This window comes from Burkholderia sp. GbtcB21 (genome assembly GCF_019091065.1).
In the GTDB taxonomy this organism is placed as follows: Bacteria; Pseudomonadota; Gammaproteobacteria; order Burkholderiales; family Burkholderiaceae; genus Burkholderia; species Burkholderia pyrrocinia_C.
Genome location: NZ_JAGXKA010000005.1, coordinates 273,716 through 288,605, shown reverse-complemented (window position 1 = coordinate 288,605; position 14,890 = coordinate 273,716). Strand labels below are relative to the sequence as shown.

The window sequence follows — 14,890 nt, the reverse complement described above, 5'->3', positions numbered from 1 at the left end:
TACCATGCCCCATACCCCGCACGACATCTTCCAGCGCAGCAGCGCGCCCGTCACGATCGACGAGGCGCTGTGCATCGCAGACAAGGGCTGCACCGTCTGCGTCGACGTGTGCCCGCTCGACCTGCTCGCGATCGACGTAACCAAGGGCAAGGCCTACATGCAGTTCGACGAATGCTGGTACTGCATGCCGTGCGAGCGCGATTGCCCGACCGGTGCGGTCAAGGTCGAGATCCCTTACCTGCTGCGCTGACCGGGCGCACGCCGATCGTCGTCGTGCTGCTCGCGGGAGCCGTGCATCGACGACGTGAGGGCCGGGCCGGCGTTCGCCAGATTCGCGTCGCCATACCGCGCCGCCCATGCACCGCGCTCCGCGAGCAGCCGCTCTTTCATCGAACCGACCTTCTTCCCATGACCGCTTTCTCTTCCACCTCCTCGCTGCCCGGCACGCACGATCCGGATCGTGCCGCGCTCGTCGCCCGCCTCGCTGCACCCGACGCATCCGTGCGCCGCATCGCGCTGCTCGAACTCGCCGATCTCGAGGAATCCGGCTTCATCCCCGCGTTCGTCGCGGCGCTGCGCGACGACCCGTCGGCCGACGTGCGCAGCGAGGCGGCCCGTGTACTCGGCGCATGGGAACAGCCCGACGTCGTCGATGCGCTGTGCCGCGCGCTGCTCGATCAGGACGACGGTGTGCGCGCGACCGCTGCGCAGAGCCTGTCCGAACTGAAGGACGCGGCATCGGGCGCCGTGCTTTGCAGCTGGGCCGACCGGCCCGAGCCGTACGTGCGCAGCGCAGTGCTGCGCGGGCTGCGCGAGTTGCGCGATCCCGATGCGTTCGCGCCTGCGTTACGCGCGCTCGACGCCGACGCCACCGCCGTGCGCGCCGAGGCCGTCGCCGTGCTCGGCTGGCTCAGGGATATACGCGCGTTGTCGCCGCTCGCGCGCGTCGCGACGACCGATGCCGATGCGGACGTGCGGCGTGTTGCGGTCGGTGCGATCGGGTTCGCGACACCCGGCAACACGACCGTCGTCGCTGCGTTGCTTGCGGCACTGCGGGACACGGTATGGCAGGTGCGCGAGGAGGCCGCCACGACGCTCGGCAAGTTGCGCATCACGGCCGCCCGCGAACCACTCGTCGCCGCGCTTGACGACGACTACTGGCAAGTGCGCTTGCGTGCCGCGCGTGCGCTCGGGCAGTTGCGCGATGCTGCCGCAGCGCCGGCCGTCGTCGCGCTGCTCTCGCACGCGATCAGCAATCTGCGCAAGGAAGCCGCGCTTGCACTCGGCGAATTGCGCGACCGCGCGACGTTGCCCGCGCTCACGCACGCGCTGGACGATCACGATCCGGAAGTACGCAAGGCGGTGCGAATCGCGATCCGGCAAATCGACGAGGCGTCGCGATGATCTCGCCGATCGAAATCGCATTCGATCACCAGGCACGCACGTTGACACTCCGCTGGCCGGACGGCCGCACGCAACGTATCGGCTATGCGCGGTTGCGCGGTGAGTGCCCGTGTGCGGAATGCCGAAGGATCCGGCTCGACGGCGGTCGTGTCGATGCGCAGCCCGACCTGACGCTGGACAGCCTCGAAGCGGCCGGCTACGGCATCCGCGCCCTGTTCGGCGACGGCCATGCGCGCGGCATCTATCCGTGGCCGTATCTGGCGGATATGACGGCGCGGCCGTGACGTGGCTCCCGCGGGTGCGCCGACGACATGGCAGTCGTGCGGAAACGCTGCGGTACTGACGCCCACGATTGTCTCCACCCACAGTGGCAGCCAGAACATGCAAACCGAAACCGGATTCATCGGCCTCGGCGTAATGGGCACGCCGATGGCGCTCAATCTCGCGCGGGCCGGCACGCCGCTCGTCGTATGGAGCCGGTCGCACGGCAGCGACGATGCGCTGCGCGACGCCGGCGCGCGCGTGGCCGAGCACGCCGAGCTCGACCGCGATGATCTGCCGACGAGCGCGGGCGTTCGCGACGTCGCGCGACGAGCGATCGAGCGCGCGGCGGCCCTTGGCGACGCACGGCATCCGGCCATTACCTGAAACAACGCCGTCTTTCCCGCTTCCCTTGCGATCAGCCCGATCGGGGCCGTGACGGGGTCGGTTACCCGCCGACCTTCAAATGACAAATCAAAACAGGTCAACCCATGATCAGAATTCGCCGGTCCACCGAGGCCGACGGCGCACGCGTGCTGGATATCTGGCGCAACGCAGTCGACGCCACGCATCACTTCCTAAGCGACGACGACCGTCGTGCGATCGAATCCGACGTTGTCGCGTTCCTGCCCGGTGCGCCGCTTGATCTCGCCGTCGACGAGGACGACCGCCCGATCGGCTTCATGCTGCTCGACGGCAGTCACATGGAAGCCCTGTTCGTCGATCCCGCTCACCATGGCGCAGGTGTCGGGCGGCTGCTCGTGGAAGATGCGCTCAGGCGTCATTCCGACCTGTCGACCGACGTCAACGAGCAGAACGAATCGGCAGCGGGATTCTATGAACGGCTCGGCTTCGAGCGCTGCGGGCGATCGGCGCTCGATGGACAAGGGCGAGCCTATCCGCTGATTCACCTGCGCTATCGCGCGGCACCACCCGCCTCGCCGCAGCACGCATGACCGTGGCCGGCGCGGGATATCGCGCCGCCCTCCACGTCATACGCACCGGGCACGCGAACGCGCCTAACTGATACCAGGTTCGCTCCATTCATGCAGCACGCGCTGCCGGTACGCTGCCACGTCGCGCGTCATGCACGACGCATCGGCAACACACGTTCGACCATTGAAACAGCGCGCTGCATGAAACTGTTGAACCGGTCGGCATCGCGCCGCAGCCCCGCCTGTTGTCCGCCGATCAGGCACAAGTGCACGGCCTGCCCGACGATCTCGGCCTCACCCGGCGTGCGCACCAGCCGGCGCGACGTCTCGATCGCAAACGCGAGCCGCGCCGCGTCGACGCGCTGCTGGAATTCCGCGACCAGCGGATCGTGCAATGCCCATGCGCGAATCGCGATTTCACGCCCCGGCCGTTTCTCGGCGGCAATGCGAAGGTAACGCGCCAGCGTGTCGCCGGCACCGTGGCCCTCCGCCGCATACGCAAGCATGCGCGCGGTGTAGTCGTCCTCCCACGCGGTCAGCAACGTCCTGACGAAGTCTTCGCGATGGCGAAAGTGGTGATAGAACGATCCGCGCGTCACGTTCAGCCGTCGTGCGAGGCTCTCGGCAGAAATGCCCGCATACCCTTCCCCGTCGAGGGCGTCGAAGCCTGCGGCAATCCAGTCGTTTCGCGTCAGTGTGCTCATCGTCATCGCCATACAGGCTGTGTATGGTGCGGCATGGACAGATAGGCTGCGAACTCTATCACGGCCGCCGCCGCTTCCGGCAGCGCGCCACTACGCATGGAGTCCGCCTTGAAAGACATCGCGCTCGTCGCATTCGACCGGTTCACCGATATCGACCTGTTCCTGATGTGGGACATTCTCGGTCGCAACAGCAAGGACTGGCGCGTCCGGATCCTGGGTGCGCAGCCGGTGCTGCATTCCGCCCAGGGTCTGGCCATCCCGACGCACGGCCCGCTCGCCGACGCCAATTGCGCCGACGCCGTCCTGTTTTCGAGCGGCAAGGAAGGCGTACCGGCCGCGCTCGCCGATCCCGATTTTCTGCCGTCGTTCGATTTCGATCCCGAACGCCAGCTTGTCGGGTCGATCTGCGCCGGCGCCTTCATTCTCGAACGGCTCGGGCTGCTGCCCCAGCGCCGCGCCACGACGCACCCCGACGCGCGCGCGGATTTGCAGGCACTCGAGCTGCAAGCGATGGACCAGCCGCTGGTGTGCCACGGCAACGTCGCGACCGCGGGCGGATGCCTTGCGTCGCTCTATCTGACGGGATGGCTGGTGGAATCGATGTTCGATGCGGACAAGCGGCGCGAGACGCTGCTGCCCGTGCTGCCAGCCGGGCAACGGGAGATTTACGAAGCGCTGATCGAGTTCAGTCTCGGGCAGGGTGCGGGACACGCCACGGGCCCGATCCGGATCGTCGAAGGCGGAAACGGGCTTGGGGCATGATGCGCGGGTCTGCCGGTAGCCAGCCCTCTGATGCGGCGTCGTGTGTCCTGCCTGGTCAACGACGGATCAAGACGCATTCGCGCGCGGCCCGAGGCATCGATCGGGTCGGCATGCGTCGCACGGATGATCGTTTCTCGGGCTGGACGAGTCTGTCGTGGGCCGGGAGATGCTAACCTCTCGGCCTCTCTGAACGACACCGCGTGAAGCAACAGGATTCGACCATGCAAACCGTTGCGGTACTGGACTTCGAAACAACCGGACTTTCGCCGAACCTGGGTGATCGTGCGACCGAAATCGCCGTCATCCTCCTCCGGGACGGACAAGTCGTCGACCGTTTCCAGAGTCTGATGAATGCAGGCAGGCACATACCGTCGGATGTCGTCGCGCTGACCGGCATTACGAACGAAATGATCGCATCGGCTCCGCCGGCATCGAAAGTCATGAAGGAAGCGGCTGCGTTCGTCGGCAAACATGCGGTCGTGGCTCACAACGCCGGTTTCGACAAACGGTTCTGGCAGGCGGAGCTCGGGCTGCTCGGCATGACGACCGAGCATGCCTTTGCCTGCACGATGCTCGTGGCGCGACGCATCTACCCGGACGCGCTGAGTCATCGCCTGTCGAGCCTCGCGGACATGCTGCGGTTGCCGAAATCAGGACGCGCGCACCGGGCGATGGTCGATGCAGAAATGGCCAGCCATCTGTGGTGCAGGCTGCAGCAGGACATTGCCCGGACCTACGGGCTGGATCGTATCGATCACGCGCTCATGACACGTGTCCAGGCAACGGCGAAGGCGAAGGTGCCAATGTACTTGCGTTCGCTCGCGGGCGCGCGCGTGTGAGGATCCGGGGCGCGATGGTTCTGACTTGCGCAATCGGATAACGAAAGGCGGGTTGGCAACCTGCCAAGCCGTTTTCCCGTCGCAACGGTCTTCCAGTCAACACCGAATACAAGGAAACGGCAGGACGGCCATTTTATGGCCGCCCACGACGCTGACTAACCGAGTCGCGACTTGTTTTTTGTACTACTTGAGGTCAACAAGAAGCATTTCGAGGGTACCACCGTGGTTGAGGTTTCCCAGATAGGCCACGACCTTCTTCTTCTGTCCAAGCGCGGTGAGCGCGCCTCCAATCTGGATCAGCAACGCCGTGTTCGTTGCATCCACTGCAAACGAATTCGCCCCCTCGTTATTGAGCATGAAAGGAAGGGTATTCTGCTTGTCAAAATAGCCCAGCTGGATTGACTCAACGTCTACGCGTTTCCAACCGTCCGCCTTCTCCGCAAGCTTCTGCATTTCGCTGAATTTTTCGTTCGACATGACAATTTCTCCTGCTATGAGTTGAAAAACCGAAAACCAGGGTCGTATAGCCCGAATCTGGCTTGTACGAGTCACGCATCGATAACGTTCATCACAACCTCCGCGGTGGCTTGAGCCAGTCATCCGCGAAGCGCACCTGCCGGGAAGAAAATAGGCCGCGGGCGCAGCGCAATCAATTACACTCGATTACAGTCGCGGCAAATTGGGAGGGGTCGCGGCACGTCGCTTGCCGACCTCTCTGTCAAGTGGTCTCGCTACGCGAGCACGTGGACGCTGTTTCAAATCCGCGCCTTATGCGCTGCAACTTGTTGCAGATACCGATTGAGTACGGCATGGCGCAGTCGATGAGCGAAGCCGCTGGTCAAACGCGAGCGGAAATCAAGGCAGCCATGACGCCTCATGGCGCACGCGTGTTCTCGGCCGTTCTTGTCGACGAAACACGAAATCCGCGCGATGCACGAATCGGGCTGTGGCGCCGGCCGAGCCAAAAAACAAAAAAGCCCGCTGTGAAGCGGGCTTTGATGTGTTCTGCTATCAGGTCGTCCGGTACATGCCGGACGCCGAATCACTCCCACTCGATCGTCGCCGGCGGCTTCCCCGAGATGTCGTACACCACCCGGTTGATCCCGCGCACCTCGTTGATGATCCGGTTCGACGCGCGGCCGAGCAGCGCGTACGGCAGGTGCGCCCAGTGTGCGGTCATGAAGTCGGTCGTCTGCACCGCGCGCAGCGACGTCACGTAGTCGTACGTGCGACCATCGCCCATCACGCCGACCGACTTCACCGGCAGGAACACCGCGAACGCCTGGCTCGTCAGGTCGTACCAGCTCTTGCCGACATCGGCCTCGCCGCACAGGCCGGCAGCCGCATCCTGCGCGGTCGCCGTCGTGTTGCGCAGCTCTTCGATGAAGATCGCGTCCGCACGCCGCAGCAGTTCAGCGTATTCGCGCTTCACTTCGCCGAGAATCCGCACGCCGAGGCCCGGGCCCGGGAACGGATGGCGGTACACCATCTCCGGCGGCAGGCCGAGCGCGACGCCCAGTTCGCGCACTTCGTCCTTGAACAGGTCGCGCAGCGGCTCGAGCAACTTCAGGCCAAGCGTTTCCGGCAGGCCGCCGACGTTGTGGTGGCTCTTGATCGTCGTCGCCTTCTTCGTCTTCGTACCGCCCGATTCGACCACGTCCGGATAGATCGTGCCCTGCGCGAGCCACTTCGCCTTCGACAGCTTCTTCGCCTCGGCCTGGAACACCTCGACGAACTCGCGGCCGATGATCTTGCGCTTCGCTTCCGGATCGGTCACGCCGGCCAGGTGGCCGAGGAACTGATCGGACGCGTCGACGTGCACGACCTTCGCGTGCAGACGGCCCTCGAACATGTCGAGCACCATCTTGCCTTCGTTCAGGCGCAGCAGGCCGTGGTCGACGAACACGCAGGTGAGCTGGTCGCCGATCGCGCGGTGAATCAGCGCAGCCGCGACGCTCGAATCGACGCCGCCCGACAGGCCGAGAATCACTTCCTCGTCACCGACCTGCTCGCGAATCTTCGCGACGGCTTCCTCGATATGGTTGCGCATGATCCAGTCGGGCTTCGCGCCGGCGATCTGCAGCACGAAGCGCTCGATGATCTGGCGGCCCTTCACCGTATGCGTGACTTCCGGGTGGAACTGCACCGCGTAATAGCCGCGCGCCTCGTCGGCCATGCCGGCGATCGGGCAGCTCGGCGTCGACGCCATCAGCGCGAAGCCCGGCGGCAGCTCGGCGACCTTGTCGCCGTGGCTCATCCAGACCTTCAGCATCCCGTGGCCTTCGGCCGTCGTGAAATCCTCGATGCCGTCGAGCAGGCGCGTATGGCCGTGCGCGCGCATTTCCGCATAGCCGAATTCGCGATGGTCGCTCCACTCGACCTTGCCGCCGAGCTGCACGGCCATCGTCTGCATGCCGTAGCAAATGCCGAGCACCGGCACGCCGAGATCCCACACGGCCTGCGGCGCGCGCAGCTGGTGGTCTTCGTACGTGCTCGCGTGGCTGCCCGACAGGATCACCGCCTTCGGCGCGAACTCGCGGACGAAGTCGTCGGACACATCGTTCGGATGAATTTCGCAGTAGACGTGCGCTTCACGCACGCGTCGCGCAATCAGTTGGGTGACTTGCGAACCGAAGTCGAGAATCAGGATTTTGTCGTGCATGGCTGCGGACGGGATGAAGAGAATAAGAAAAGCAGCGCATCAAGCGCTGCGTCAATAGCATGGACAGCGGCGTCGGGCGGCAGGCGGCACGCGCGACGCATGGCCGGTCAATCCTGCATCGGCGGGCGCTCGTCGAGTGCGACACCGCCCGACGATGATTGGCTGGATGCAGCCGACGAAGGTGAAGCAGGCGCCGCAGGACGGCTGACGGCAGGTTCGACGCGCTGCGGTGCGGGCGACGACGCCGGCGCCATCGCCGGCTCGGCCGGACGCTGCGCCGGAGCGCGCGCGTCGAGCGCCTGCGCCTTCTCGCGCCGGCGCACGGCCGATGCGAGCCGCACGCCGCCGAGGCCGAGCACGATCAGCGCGACCCCGGCCACGGCCGACAGCACCCGGCCGGCGGCCGCGAGCGCGGGACCGCTGCCGGTGCCGATCGACCAGACGATCGTCAGCGCGCCGGTCAGCCAGTACACGTGGCCGACCGACCGCGCGACGGGCGCCGTGAGATCGCCGTTGAACGCCGCATGAAACGCGAGCCACGCGAGCCCGAGCAACGCGATGCCGAACGCCTGGCCGAGCATCGCCGGCTGGATGTTCGCAAGCTGCAGCGCGTTGAAGAGCGACTGCCAGGGCGTCAGCACGAACAACACGCCGAACGCCAGCAGCAGCACGGCATCGATGATCAGCACGGCTCGCAGCAGCGGTTTCATCGGCGGTCAGTCCACGTGGTAGTTCGGCGCTTCCTTCGTGATCTGCACGTCGTGCACGTGCGACTCGCGCATGCCCGCAGCGGTGATCTGGACGAATTCGGCCTTGTCGTGCAGCTCGTCGATCGTCCGGCAGCCGCAGTAGCCCATGCTGGCGCGCACGCCGCCGACCAGCTGGAACAGGATCGCGTTGACCGAACCCTTGTACGCGACGCGGCCTTCGATGCCTTCCGGCACGAGCTTGTCGATGTTCGCCGAGTTGTCCTGGAAGTAGCGGTCTGCCGCGCCGTCCTTCATCGCACCGACCGAACCCATGCCGCGGTACGCCTTGTACTGGCGGCCCTGGTACAGGAACACGTCGCCCGGCGACTCTTCGGTGCCCGCCAGCATGCTGCCCATCATCACCGCGTTCGCGCCGGCCGCGAGGGCCTTCGACACGTCGCCCGAGAAGCGCACGCCGCCGTCGGCGATGCACGGCACGCCGGTGCCCTTCAGCGCTTCCGCGACGTTCGCGATCGCGCTGATCTGCGGCACGCCGACGCCCGCGACGATCCGCGTCGTGCAGATCGAGCCGGGGCCGATACCGACCTTGACCGCGTCCGCGCCGTATTCGACGAGCGCCTTCGCGGCGGCGGCCGTCGCGATGTTGCCGCCGATCACCTCGACGTGCGGGAAATTCTGCTTGACCCAGCGGACGCGCTCGAGCACGCCCTTGCTGTGACCGTGCGCGGTATCGACGACGATCACGTCGACGCCGGCCTGCACCAGCAGCTCGACGCGTTCTTCGTTGTCCGGACCGACGCCGACCGCCGCGCCTGCGCGCAGCTTGCCGTGTTCGTCCTTGCACGCGTCCGGGTGCTCGGTCTGCTTCGTGATGTCCTTGACGGTCATCAGGCCGCGCAGTTCGAACGCGTCGTTGACGACCAGCACGCGCTCGAGGCGGTGGCTGTGCATCAGCGCCTTCGCTTCGGCGAGCGGCGTGCCTTCCTTGACCGTGACGAGGCGCTCGCGCGGCGTCATGATCGACTTGACCGGCTCGTCGAGGCGCGTTTCGAAACGCAGGTCGCGGTTCGTGACGATGCCGACGAGCTGCGGGCCTTCGACGACCGGGAAACCCGAGATGCCATGCTGGCGCGACAGCGCGATTACATCGCGCACCTTCATTTGCGGCGGCACCGTGATCGGGTCACGGACGACACCCGACTCGAAACGCTTGACCTTCGCGACCTCGCGGGCCTGTTCGGCCGGCGTGAGGTTCTTGTGGACGATACCGACGCCACCCTGCTGCGCCATCGCGATCGCGAGACGACCTTCGGTGACCGTGTCCATGGCGGCGGACACGAGCGGCATGTTCAGGGAGATGTTGCGGGTCAGCTTGGTCTTGAGGCTGGTGTCGCGCGGGAGAACGTCGGAGAAGGCGGGTACGAGGAGCACGTCATCGAAAGTGAGTGCTTTTTGGATCAGACGCATGGCAAATCCTATGGGCGCAAAAGCGAATTATACGCGAAGCGCTGCGAATTTTCACAACACGAACAACGGCTTAGCCGTTTTCGTGCGTTCGGGGGCCGAATCGTTCGGATCGCCGTTCGGTTCGTTTTCGATCGCCTTTCGTTTCACCGCCGCATCGAGCCATTCGCGCAACGGGCTGCGCCGCGGCAGCTGCGGCTGTCGCGGCCGAGCCACACGCCAGCCGCGGCACCGGTCGCCCGCGGCCCGGCAACGCGCCGGATCGGCTCGCCTCCCCGGCCTTATACCAGCCCGGCCGCGCGCGCGATCATCGCGAGGCCGCCCCCGATCGCGATACCGCCGACCAGCCGCGCAACACGCTCGCCGGCCGGCGCCAGCCGCTCGGCGGCGATCGCGACCGTCACGGCGGTCGTCACGCGCAGATCCATCATGCCGGCCGCCAGCGCGATCGCCATCAGGTTCCCGCAACAGGCGCCGCAACGCATCGCGGTTCGCACGCCGTGCCGCCAGGCCGCGCCGGCGGCCGCCCGCGACCGGTGCGGGCCCGCCGCCGCGTGCCGGCAGCACGCCAGCCGGCGCGCCTTCCACGCCGAGAACTGCAACACGCCCGCGCCGAGCACGACCGCGCCGGCCGTGAACGGCATCGCACGGGCGAGCGCCGGCAGCCGTGCGGCGGCGGCCGTCAGCGTCCCGCCGAGCGCAAACGTCACCGCGCCGAGCGCCATCCATACCGCGAAATAGCCGGCGCCCGCGACGACGACCAGCCCGGTCGAGCGCGCAGCGCCCAGCGGGCCGACGCTCTGCCGGTACCGCCAGAGCGTCGGCGCCAGCACGGGCAGCATCATCGTCACCGTCATCGCACCCCACATGCCGGCGAACGCCGCGAACGCGCGGCCGGCGCCCCATCCGCATGGCCGCAGCCACGCCGACGACAGCGTCCAGCCGCCGGGCATCGGCTCGTCGCCCATCGCGTCCATCGACGCGTGCTGCGCCAGTGTGACCATCGCCGCGGCGGCGAACACCGCGACGAGCGCCGTGCCGAATGCGCGATCGCGGCCCCTGTCGCCGATTGCCGGCCGTGTCATCGCACGCTCCTCCCGCCCGTCGCCGGCCCGCGCTCAACCGCGCGCGTATTCATCGTGGCGGCGCCACCACGGGCCTGCCTCGTTGCGCCCGCGCGGCGCGCGATCGAGCCACTGGTACATCCCCCACAGCCCGTCGAGCCCGCGCGCATAGGTCGAGTACGTGTGATAGACGGCACCGTCCTCGCGCACGAACGCGCTCATCCCCGGCCGGTCCAGCGAATACGTGACCGCGTCGGTGCCGCACGTCGCCGCGAACTGCACGACGGGCGCCGGTGGCGGATCCATGTCCATCGCGTGCCCCGCCCGCGCGTAGTTGTATTCGACGTCGCCCGTGCGCTGCTGCGTTTCGGTGAACGACACGTTGAAGTCGAAGTTGAAATCGCTGCCGACCGACGACGCCCACGGGAAGGTCCACCCCATCCGCTGCCGGTACGCGAGCAGCTTCGCGAGCGGCGCGCGCGACACGGCCGCGAGCGTTACGTCGTGGTTCGCCAGGTGTACGGCAAAACCGTCGAAACCGTCCGCAAGCGCCGAGCACGACGGGCAACCGGCCTTGTAGTCGGGGCCGAACATGAAGTGATAGACGAGCAGTTGCGAACGGCCGCGAAACAGGTCGTCGAGCGTCGCCTGCCCGTCTTCCGTGTCGAACCGGTAGGTCTTGTCGACGCGCACCCAAGGCAGTGCCTGGCGCCGCCGCGCGAGTTCGTCGCTTTGCCGCGTCAGCGCCTTTTCTGCTTCGAGCAGCGCCCTGCGCTCGGCCAGCCATTCGTCGCGCGTTCCGGTGAGATGGGTCGTCATTGCGGGTTCCTCCTTCCGATGGGTATCCGGGCACGGCGTACGGCGCCGTGTGCGTGGTGCTAGATTAGTGCTCGGCATCGGGCCGGAGGGAGTGACAAGTGTGTCGGGATTCGAATGGATTCGTTGATCACCGCGGCCGCGCGCGCGCTCGCGGCCGGTGACGCGCTCGGTGCGCTGAACCGCGTCGCGCTGCGCGACGACGCGCCGGCGCTCGCGCTGCGCGGCATCGCGATGGCGCAGCTCGGCGATTTCGAACGCGCGCGGGCACTCGTGCGCGGCGCCGCGCGCGCGTTCGGCGCGAAGGAAGCCGTGGCGCGTGCGCGCTGCGTCGTCGCCGAAGCCGAGATCGCGCTCGCGTCGCGCGACCTCCGCTGGCCGACGCGCGCGCTCGATGCCGCGTGCGCGACGCTCGACGCGCACGGCGACCGCGCGAATGCCGCGCATGCGCGCTATCTCGGCGTGCGCCGGCTGCTGCTGATCGGTCACATCGACGATGCCGAACGAATGCTCGCGCATCTCGATCCCGCGCCGCTGCCGGCCGCGTCGCGCGCCGCCCATGAACTGATCGCGGCCGGCATCGCGATGCGCCGCATTCGCACGCATGCGGCCCGCGCGGCGCTCGCCCGTGCACACGCAGCCGCCCGCGACGCCGGCATCGCCGCGCTGACGGCCGAAGTCGACACCGCCGCGCGCGTGCTCGATGCGCCGGCCGCGCGACTCATCGCGCGCGGCACGTCGCGGCTCGTACAGCTCGACGAAGTCGAGACGCTGTTCGCGTCGAATACGCTCGTCGTCGACGCGTGCCGCCACACGGTGCGCGACGCGCGCACGACCGTGTCGCTCGCGCGCCGCCCGGTGCTGTTCGTGCTCGCCCGCGCGCTCGGCGAGGCGTGGCCGGCCGACGTGTCGAGAAACGCGCTCGTGGCCGCCGCGTTCCGCGCGAAACATGCGGACGAATCGCATCGCGCGCGCCTGCGCGTCGAGATCGGCCGGCTCCGAGCAGTGCTGCGGCCGCTCGCGAACGTCACCGCGACGCCGCGCGGCTTCGCGCTCGAACCGCTCGGCGTGCGCGAGACCGTCGTACTCGCGCGCCCGGTCGACGATCGCCACGCGGCCGTGCTCGCGCTCCTCGCCGACGGCGAGGCGTGGTCGAGCTCCGCGCTGGCGCTCGCGCTCGGTGCGAGCCAGCGCACCGTGCAGCGCGCGCTCGACGTGCTCGCCGAAGCAGCCAAGGTGCAGGCGCTCGGCCGCGGCCGCGCGCGCCGCTGGATGACGCCGCCGCTGCCCGGATTCGCGACGACCTTGTTACTCCCTGCCGCGCTGCCGGGAGATTAGGATGGCCTCACCGAACGACGAGGTGACGAACATGAAACGCTCCAATGCAGACATCATTCGCGAGTACGGCCCGTTTCCGGGCGTCGACGGCGTGCACGGCGTCACGTTCGACGGGCGGCACGTGTGGTACGCGTCCGGCGACAAGCTGAATGCGCTCGATCCGGAGCGCGGCACGACCGTCCGCTCGCTCGATGTCGCCGCGCACGCGGGCACGGCGTTCGACGGCCGCCACCTGTTCCAGATCGTCGAGGACCGCATCGAGAAGATCGATCCGGAATCGGGCCGCGTGCTCGCGACGATTCCGGCACCCGGCGGCGGCGCCGACTCGGGGCTCGCGTGGGCCGAAGGCACGCTGTGGGTCGGCCAGTACCGCGAACGCAAGATTCATCAGATCGATCCCGAATCGGGCGCCGTGCTGCGCACGATCGAATCGAACCGCTTCGTCACCGGCGTGACGTGGGTCGACGGCGAGCTGTGGCACGGCACCTGGGAAGCCGACCAGAGCGATTTGCGGCACGTCGATCCGCGTACGGGCCAGGTGCTCGAGCAAGTCGACATGCCGTCCGGCGTCGGCGTGTCGGGGCTCGAATCCGACGGCCACGATCTTTTCTACTGCGGCGGCGGCAACAGCGGCAAGCTGCGCGCCGTGCGGCGCCCAGCGCACGTGCGGGCGTCGGGCGACGGCACCGGTGCGACGCCCGACCCGGCCGACGGCTGATTCGCACCGTACCGCGGCCGCGAACCCTCGATAACCAGGAACGGATCGCGGCCGCTCCGTCGCACGGCACGCTGAAGCCCCGCCACACCCCGAGTGCAGGAATGAACAAGACGCCGCCGAACCGGCGTCGCTAAGATGCGCGCTCGTCAGTCATGTGTTCGGAGCGGTCGATGCGGCGCGGTGTGGTCTATGGTGTCCTGGCAGGTGCCCTGTGGGGCATGGTGTTTCTCGTTCCGCGGCTGCTGACCGACTTCTCGCCGCTGCTGCTGAGCGTCGGCCGCTATGCGATGTATGGCCTCGTGTCGCTCGCGGCCGCGCTGCCGGCCGCTCGCTCGCTGCTCGCGCGGCTGACCCGCGAGGATCTCGTCGCGCTCATGAAGCTCGCCGTCGTCGGCAACGTCGCGTACTACATGCTGCTGTCCGGCGCCGTGCACCTGATCGGCATCGCGCCCAGTTCGCTGATCGTCGGCGTGCTGCCCGTCACCGTCACGCTCGCGGGCCTCGGCGACCACGGCGCCGTGCCGCTGCGGCGGCTTGCCGTCCCGCTCGCACTGGTGATCGCGGGTATCGTCTGCATCAACGTCGACCTGTTCACGTCCGAGGCCGCGCATGCGACGACGCTCGGCCAGAAGCTCGCGGGCATCGCCTGCGCGGCCGGCGCGCTCGGGAGCTGGACCTGGTACGCGGTCGCGAACACGCGCTACCTGCAGCGCCATCATCATTTCGGCGGCAACGAATGGTCGGTGCTGTGGGGTGTCGTGACGGGCCTGATCGGCGCACTCTGCTGGATCGCGATCCTCGCGCTGCCGGCCGGCACGGTGCAGGCGGCCGTCCCGGCGTCGCGCTGGCAACTGTTCTGGCTGCTGAACCTCGTACTCGCGATCGGCGCGTCGTGGCTCGGCAACGGGCTGTGGAATGCGGCGTCGAAGCGGTTGCCGCTCACGCTGTCGGGCCAGTTGATCGTGTTCGAAACCGTGTTCGCGATGCTCTACGCGTTCGTGTACGACCAGCGGATGCCGCACGCGCTCGAGATCGCCGCGCTCGTGCTGCTGCTCGCTGGCGTGTACGGCTCGGTGCGACAGCACGGCGATACGCCCGCCGGCGGCGACACGCCGGGCAGCGCGTCGGTCAACGCGAACGCCGCGGCCCACTGAGCGCCGCGGCGTTTGATCGGACGAATCGGAGCGGAAGGAGCGAAAGAAGCGGAACCGCG

At 67.7% G+C, this 14,890-nt stretch carries 18 protein-coding genes; 10 read left to right on the top strand and 8 right to left on the bottom strand.

Going from position 1 to position 14,890, the window contains the following annotated elements:
- Positions 1-4 precede the first annotated feature (4 nt).
- Positions 5-250: a ferredoxin family protein gene (locus KVT39_RS14610; protein ID WP_034181146.1), complete on the top strand. Its 246-nt coding sequence runs from the start codon at positions 5-7 to the stop codon at positions 248-250.
- Here the strand turns inward: KVT39_RS14610 and KVT39_RS14605 are convergent.
- Entirely contained in the window at positions 235-390 is a 156-nt protein-coding gene (locus tag KVT39_RS14605; protein WP_161785058.1) for a hypothetical protein, read from the bottom strand. The two genes, KVT39_RS14610 and KVT39_RS14605, sit on opposite strands and share 16 nt — an antisense overlap.
- 18 nt (positions 391-408) lie before the next feature.
- Between KVT39_RS14605 and KVT39_RS14600 the strand changes: the two genes are divergently transcribed.
- From KVT39_RS14600 to KVT39_RS14580, 4 genes are all read left to right on the top strand, one after another.
- The gene (locus KVT39_RS14600; protein ID WP_217589421.1) at positions 409-1,404 is read left to right on the top strand and encodes a HEAT repeat domain-containing protein; all 996 of its coding nucleotides are present in this window, start codon (positions 409-411) and stop codon (positions 1,402-1,404) included.
- Positions 1,401-1,688: a DUF971 domain-containing protein gene (locus KVT39_RS14595; RefSeq protein WP_034181144.1), complete on the top strand. Its 288-nt coding sequence runs from the start codon at positions 1,401-1,403 to the stop codon at positions 1,686-1,688. The genes KVT39_RS14600 and KVT39_RS14595 overlap by 4 nt, the downstream gene beginning before the upstream one ends.
- 97 nt (positions 1,689-1,785) lie before the next feature.
- Positions 1,786-2,052, top strand: a complete 267-nt coding sequence (locus KVT39_RS38490) for an NAD(P)-binding domain-containing protein (protein WP_131948659.1) — start codon at positions 1,786-1,788, stop codon at positions 2,050-2,052.
- A gap of 104 nt (positions 2,053-2,156) precedes the next feature.
- The gene (locus KVT39_RS14580; protein WP_217589420.1) at positions 2,157-2,621 is read left to right on the top strand and encodes an acetyltransferase; all 465 of its coding nucleotides are present in this window, start codon (positions 2,157-2,159) and stop codon (positions 2,619-2,621) included.
- Between the two features lie 128 nt (positions 2,622-2,749).
- Here KVT39_RS14580 and KVT39_RS14575 read toward each other — a convergent pair whose 3' ends face one another.
- Complete coding sequence (locus KVT39_RS14575) at positions 2,750-3,304, bottom strand: TetR/AcrR family transcriptional regulator (RefSeq protein WP_034181391.1); 555 nt, start codon at positions 3,302-3,304, stop codon at positions 2,750-2,752.
- Between the two features lie 96 nt (positions 3,305-3,400).
- Here KVT39_RS14575 and KVT39_RS14570 point away from each other — a divergent pair, with 96 nt between their 5' ends.
- Together KVT39_RS14570 and KVT39_RS14565 are read left to right on the top strand one after the other, a co-directional pair.
- Positions 3,401-4,066 (top strand): DJ-1/PfpI family protein, encoded by a 666-nt coding sequence (locus tag KVT39_RS14570; RefSeq protein ID WP_034181141.1) that lies wholly within the window; start codon positions 3,401-3,403, stop codon positions 4,064-4,066.
- A 221-nt stretch (positions 4,067-4,287) separates the two neighbouring features.
- Positions 4,288-4,905 carry a PolC-type DNA polymerase III gene (locus KVT39_RS14565; protein WP_034181140.1) on the top strand — a complete coding sequence of 206 codons (618 nt, stop codon included), beginning with the start codon at positions 4,288-4,290 and terminating at the stop codon, positions 4,903-4,905.
- 183 nt (positions 4,906-5,088) lie between these two features.
- Here the strand turns inward: KVT39_RS14565 and KVT39_RS14560 are convergent, their stop codons facing one another.
- From KVT39_RS14560 to KVT39_RS14535, 6 genes are all read right to left on the bottom strand, one after another.
- A complete protein-coding gene (locus KVT39_RS14560) occupies positions 5,089-5,382 on the bottom strand; it encodes a hypothetical protein (protein ID WP_034181139.1) in 294 nt (97 codons plus the stop codon).
- 565 nt (positions 5,383-5,947) lie between these two features.
- Positions 5,948-7,567 carry a glutamine-hydrolyzing GMP synthase gene (guaA, locus tag KVT39_RS14555; RefSeq protein WP_175749932.1) on the bottom strand — a complete coding sequence of 540 codons (1,620 nt, stop codon included), beginning with the start codon at positions 7,565-7,567 and terminating at the stop codon, positions 5,948-5,950.
- A gap of 107 nt (positions 7,568-7,674) precedes the next feature.
- Positions 7,675-8,277, bottom strand: a complete 603-nt coding sequence (locus tag KVT39_RS14550) for a hypothetical protein (protein WP_217589419.1) — start codon at positions 8,275-8,277, stop codon at positions 7,675-7,677.
- A 6-nt stretch (positions 8,278-8,283) separates the two neighbouring features.
- Entirely contained in the window at positions 8,284-9,744 is a 1,461-nt protein-coding gene (gene guaB, locus KVT39_RS14545; protein WP_034181136.1) for an IMP dehydrogenase, read from the bottom strand.
- A gap of 278 nt (positions 9,745-10,022) precedes the next feature.
- Positions 10,023-10,826 carry a DUF2182 domain-containing protein gene (locus KVT39_RS14540; protein ID WP_175749931.1) on the bottom strand — a complete coding sequence of 268 codons (804 nt, stop codon included), beginning with the start codon at positions 10,824-10,826 and terminating at the stop codon, positions 10,023-10,025.
- Between the two features lie 33 nt (positions 10,827-10,859).
- Positions 10,860-11,624, bottom strand: coding sequence for a DUF899 domain-containing protein (locus KVT39_RS14535; protein WP_217589418.1), 765 nt, complete (start codon positions 11,622-11,624; stop codon positions 10,860-10,862).
- Between the two features lie 114 nt (positions 11,625-11,738).
- On the opposite strand from KVT39_RS14535, the gene KVT39_RS14530 reads away from it, so the two are divergent.
- From KVT39_RS14530 to KVT39_RS14520, 3 genes are all read left to right on the top strand, one after another.
- On the top strand, positions 11,739-12,959 hold the full coding sequence (locus KVT39_RS14530) for a helix-turn-helix domain-containing protein (protein ID WP_217589416.1): 1,221 nt from the start codon (positions 11,739-11,741) through the stop codon (positions 12,957-12,959).
- A 31-nt stretch (positions 12,960-12,990) separates the two neighbouring features.
- Positions 12,991-13,677, top strand: a complete 687-nt coding sequence (locus tag KVT39_RS14525) for a glutaminyl-peptide cyclotransferase (protein WP_217589414.1) — start codon at positions 12,991-12,993, stop codon at positions 13,675-13,677.
- A gap of 170 nt (positions 13,678-13,847) precedes the next feature.
- Entirely contained in the window at positions 13,848-14,831 is a 984-nt protein-coding gene (locus KVT39_RS14520; protein ID WP_217589412.1) for a DMT family transporter, read from the top strand.
- Positions 14,832-14,890: the final 59 nt, after the last annotated feature.

Excerpts from the sequence above, each read along its gene's own strand:
- KVT39_RS14610 (WP_034181146.1), top strand. The coding sequence starts at position 5 with ATGCCCCATACCCCGCACGACATCTTCCAGCGCAGCAGCGCGCCCGTC.
- KVT39_RS14605 (WP_161785058.1), bottom strand. The coding sequence starts at position 390 with ATGAAAGAGCGGCTGCTCGCGGAGCGCGGTGCATGGGCGGCGCGGTAT.
- KVT39_RS14600 (WP_217589421.1), top strand. The coding sequence starts at position 409 with ATGACCGCTTTCTCTTCCACCTCCTCGCTGCCCGGCACGCACGATCCG.
- KVT39_RS14595 (WP_034181144.1), top strand. The coding sequence starts at position 1,401 with ATGATCTCGCCGATCGAAATCGCATTCGATCACCAGGCACGCACGTTG.
- KVT39_RS38490 (WP_131948659.1), top strand. The coding sequence starts at position 1,786 with ATGCAAACCGAAACCGGATTCATCGGCCTCGGCGTAATGGGCACGCCG.
- KVT39_RS14580 (WP_217589420.1), top strand. The coding sequence starts at position 2,157 with ATGATCAGAATTCGCCGGTCCACCGAGGCCGACGGCGCACGCGTGCTG.
- KVT39_RS14575 (WP_034181391.1), bottom strand. The coding sequence starts at position 3,304 with ATGAGCACACTGACGCGAAACGACTGGATTGCCGCAGGCTTCGACGCC.
- KVT39_RS14570 (WP_034181141.1), top strand. The coding sequence starts at position 3,401 with ATGGAGTCCGCCTTGAAAGACATCGCGCTCGTCGCATTCGACCGGTTC.
- KVT39_RS14565 (WP_034181140.1), top strand. The coding sequence starts at position 4,288 with ATGCAAACCGTTGCGGTACTGGACTTCGAAACAACCGGACTTTCGCCG.
- KVT39_RS14560 (WP_034181139.1), bottom strand. The coding sequence starts at position 5,382 with ATGTCGAACGAAAAATTCAGCGAAATGCAGAAGCTTGCGGAGAAGGCG.
- guaA (WP_175749932.1), bottom strand. The coding sequence starts at position 7,567 with ATGCACGACAAAATCCTGATTCTCGACTTCGGTTCGCAAGTCACCCAA.
- KVT39_RS14550 (WP_217589419.1), bottom strand. The coding sequence starts at position 8,277 with ATGAAACCGCTGCTGCGAGCCGTGCTGATCATCGATGCCGTGCTGCTG.
- guaB (WP_034181136.1), bottom strand. The coding sequence starts at position 9,744 with ATGCGTCTGATCCAAAAAGCACTCACTTTCGATGACGTGCTCCTCGTA.
- KVT39_RS14540 (WP_175749931.1), bottom strand. The coding sequence starts at position 10,826 with ATGACACGGCCGGCAATCGGCGACAGGGGCCGCGATCGCGCATTCGGC.
- KVT39_RS14535 (WP_217589418.1), bottom strand. The coding sequence starts at position 11,624 with ATGACGACCCATCTCACCGGAACGCGCGACGAATGGCTGGCCGAGCGC.
- KVT39_RS14530 (WP_217589416.1), top strand. The coding sequence starts at position 11,739 with ATGGATTCGTTGATCACCGCGGCCGCGCGCGCGCTCGCGGCCGGTGAC.
- KVT39_RS14525 (WP_217589414.1), top strand. The coding sequence starts at position 12,991 with ATGAAACGCTCCAATGCAGACATCATTCGCGAGTACGGCCCGTTTCCG.
- KVT39_RS14520 (WP_217589412.1), top strand. The coding sequence starts at position 13,848 with ATGCGGCGCGGTGTGGTCTATGGTGTCCTGGCAGGTGCCCTGTGGGGC.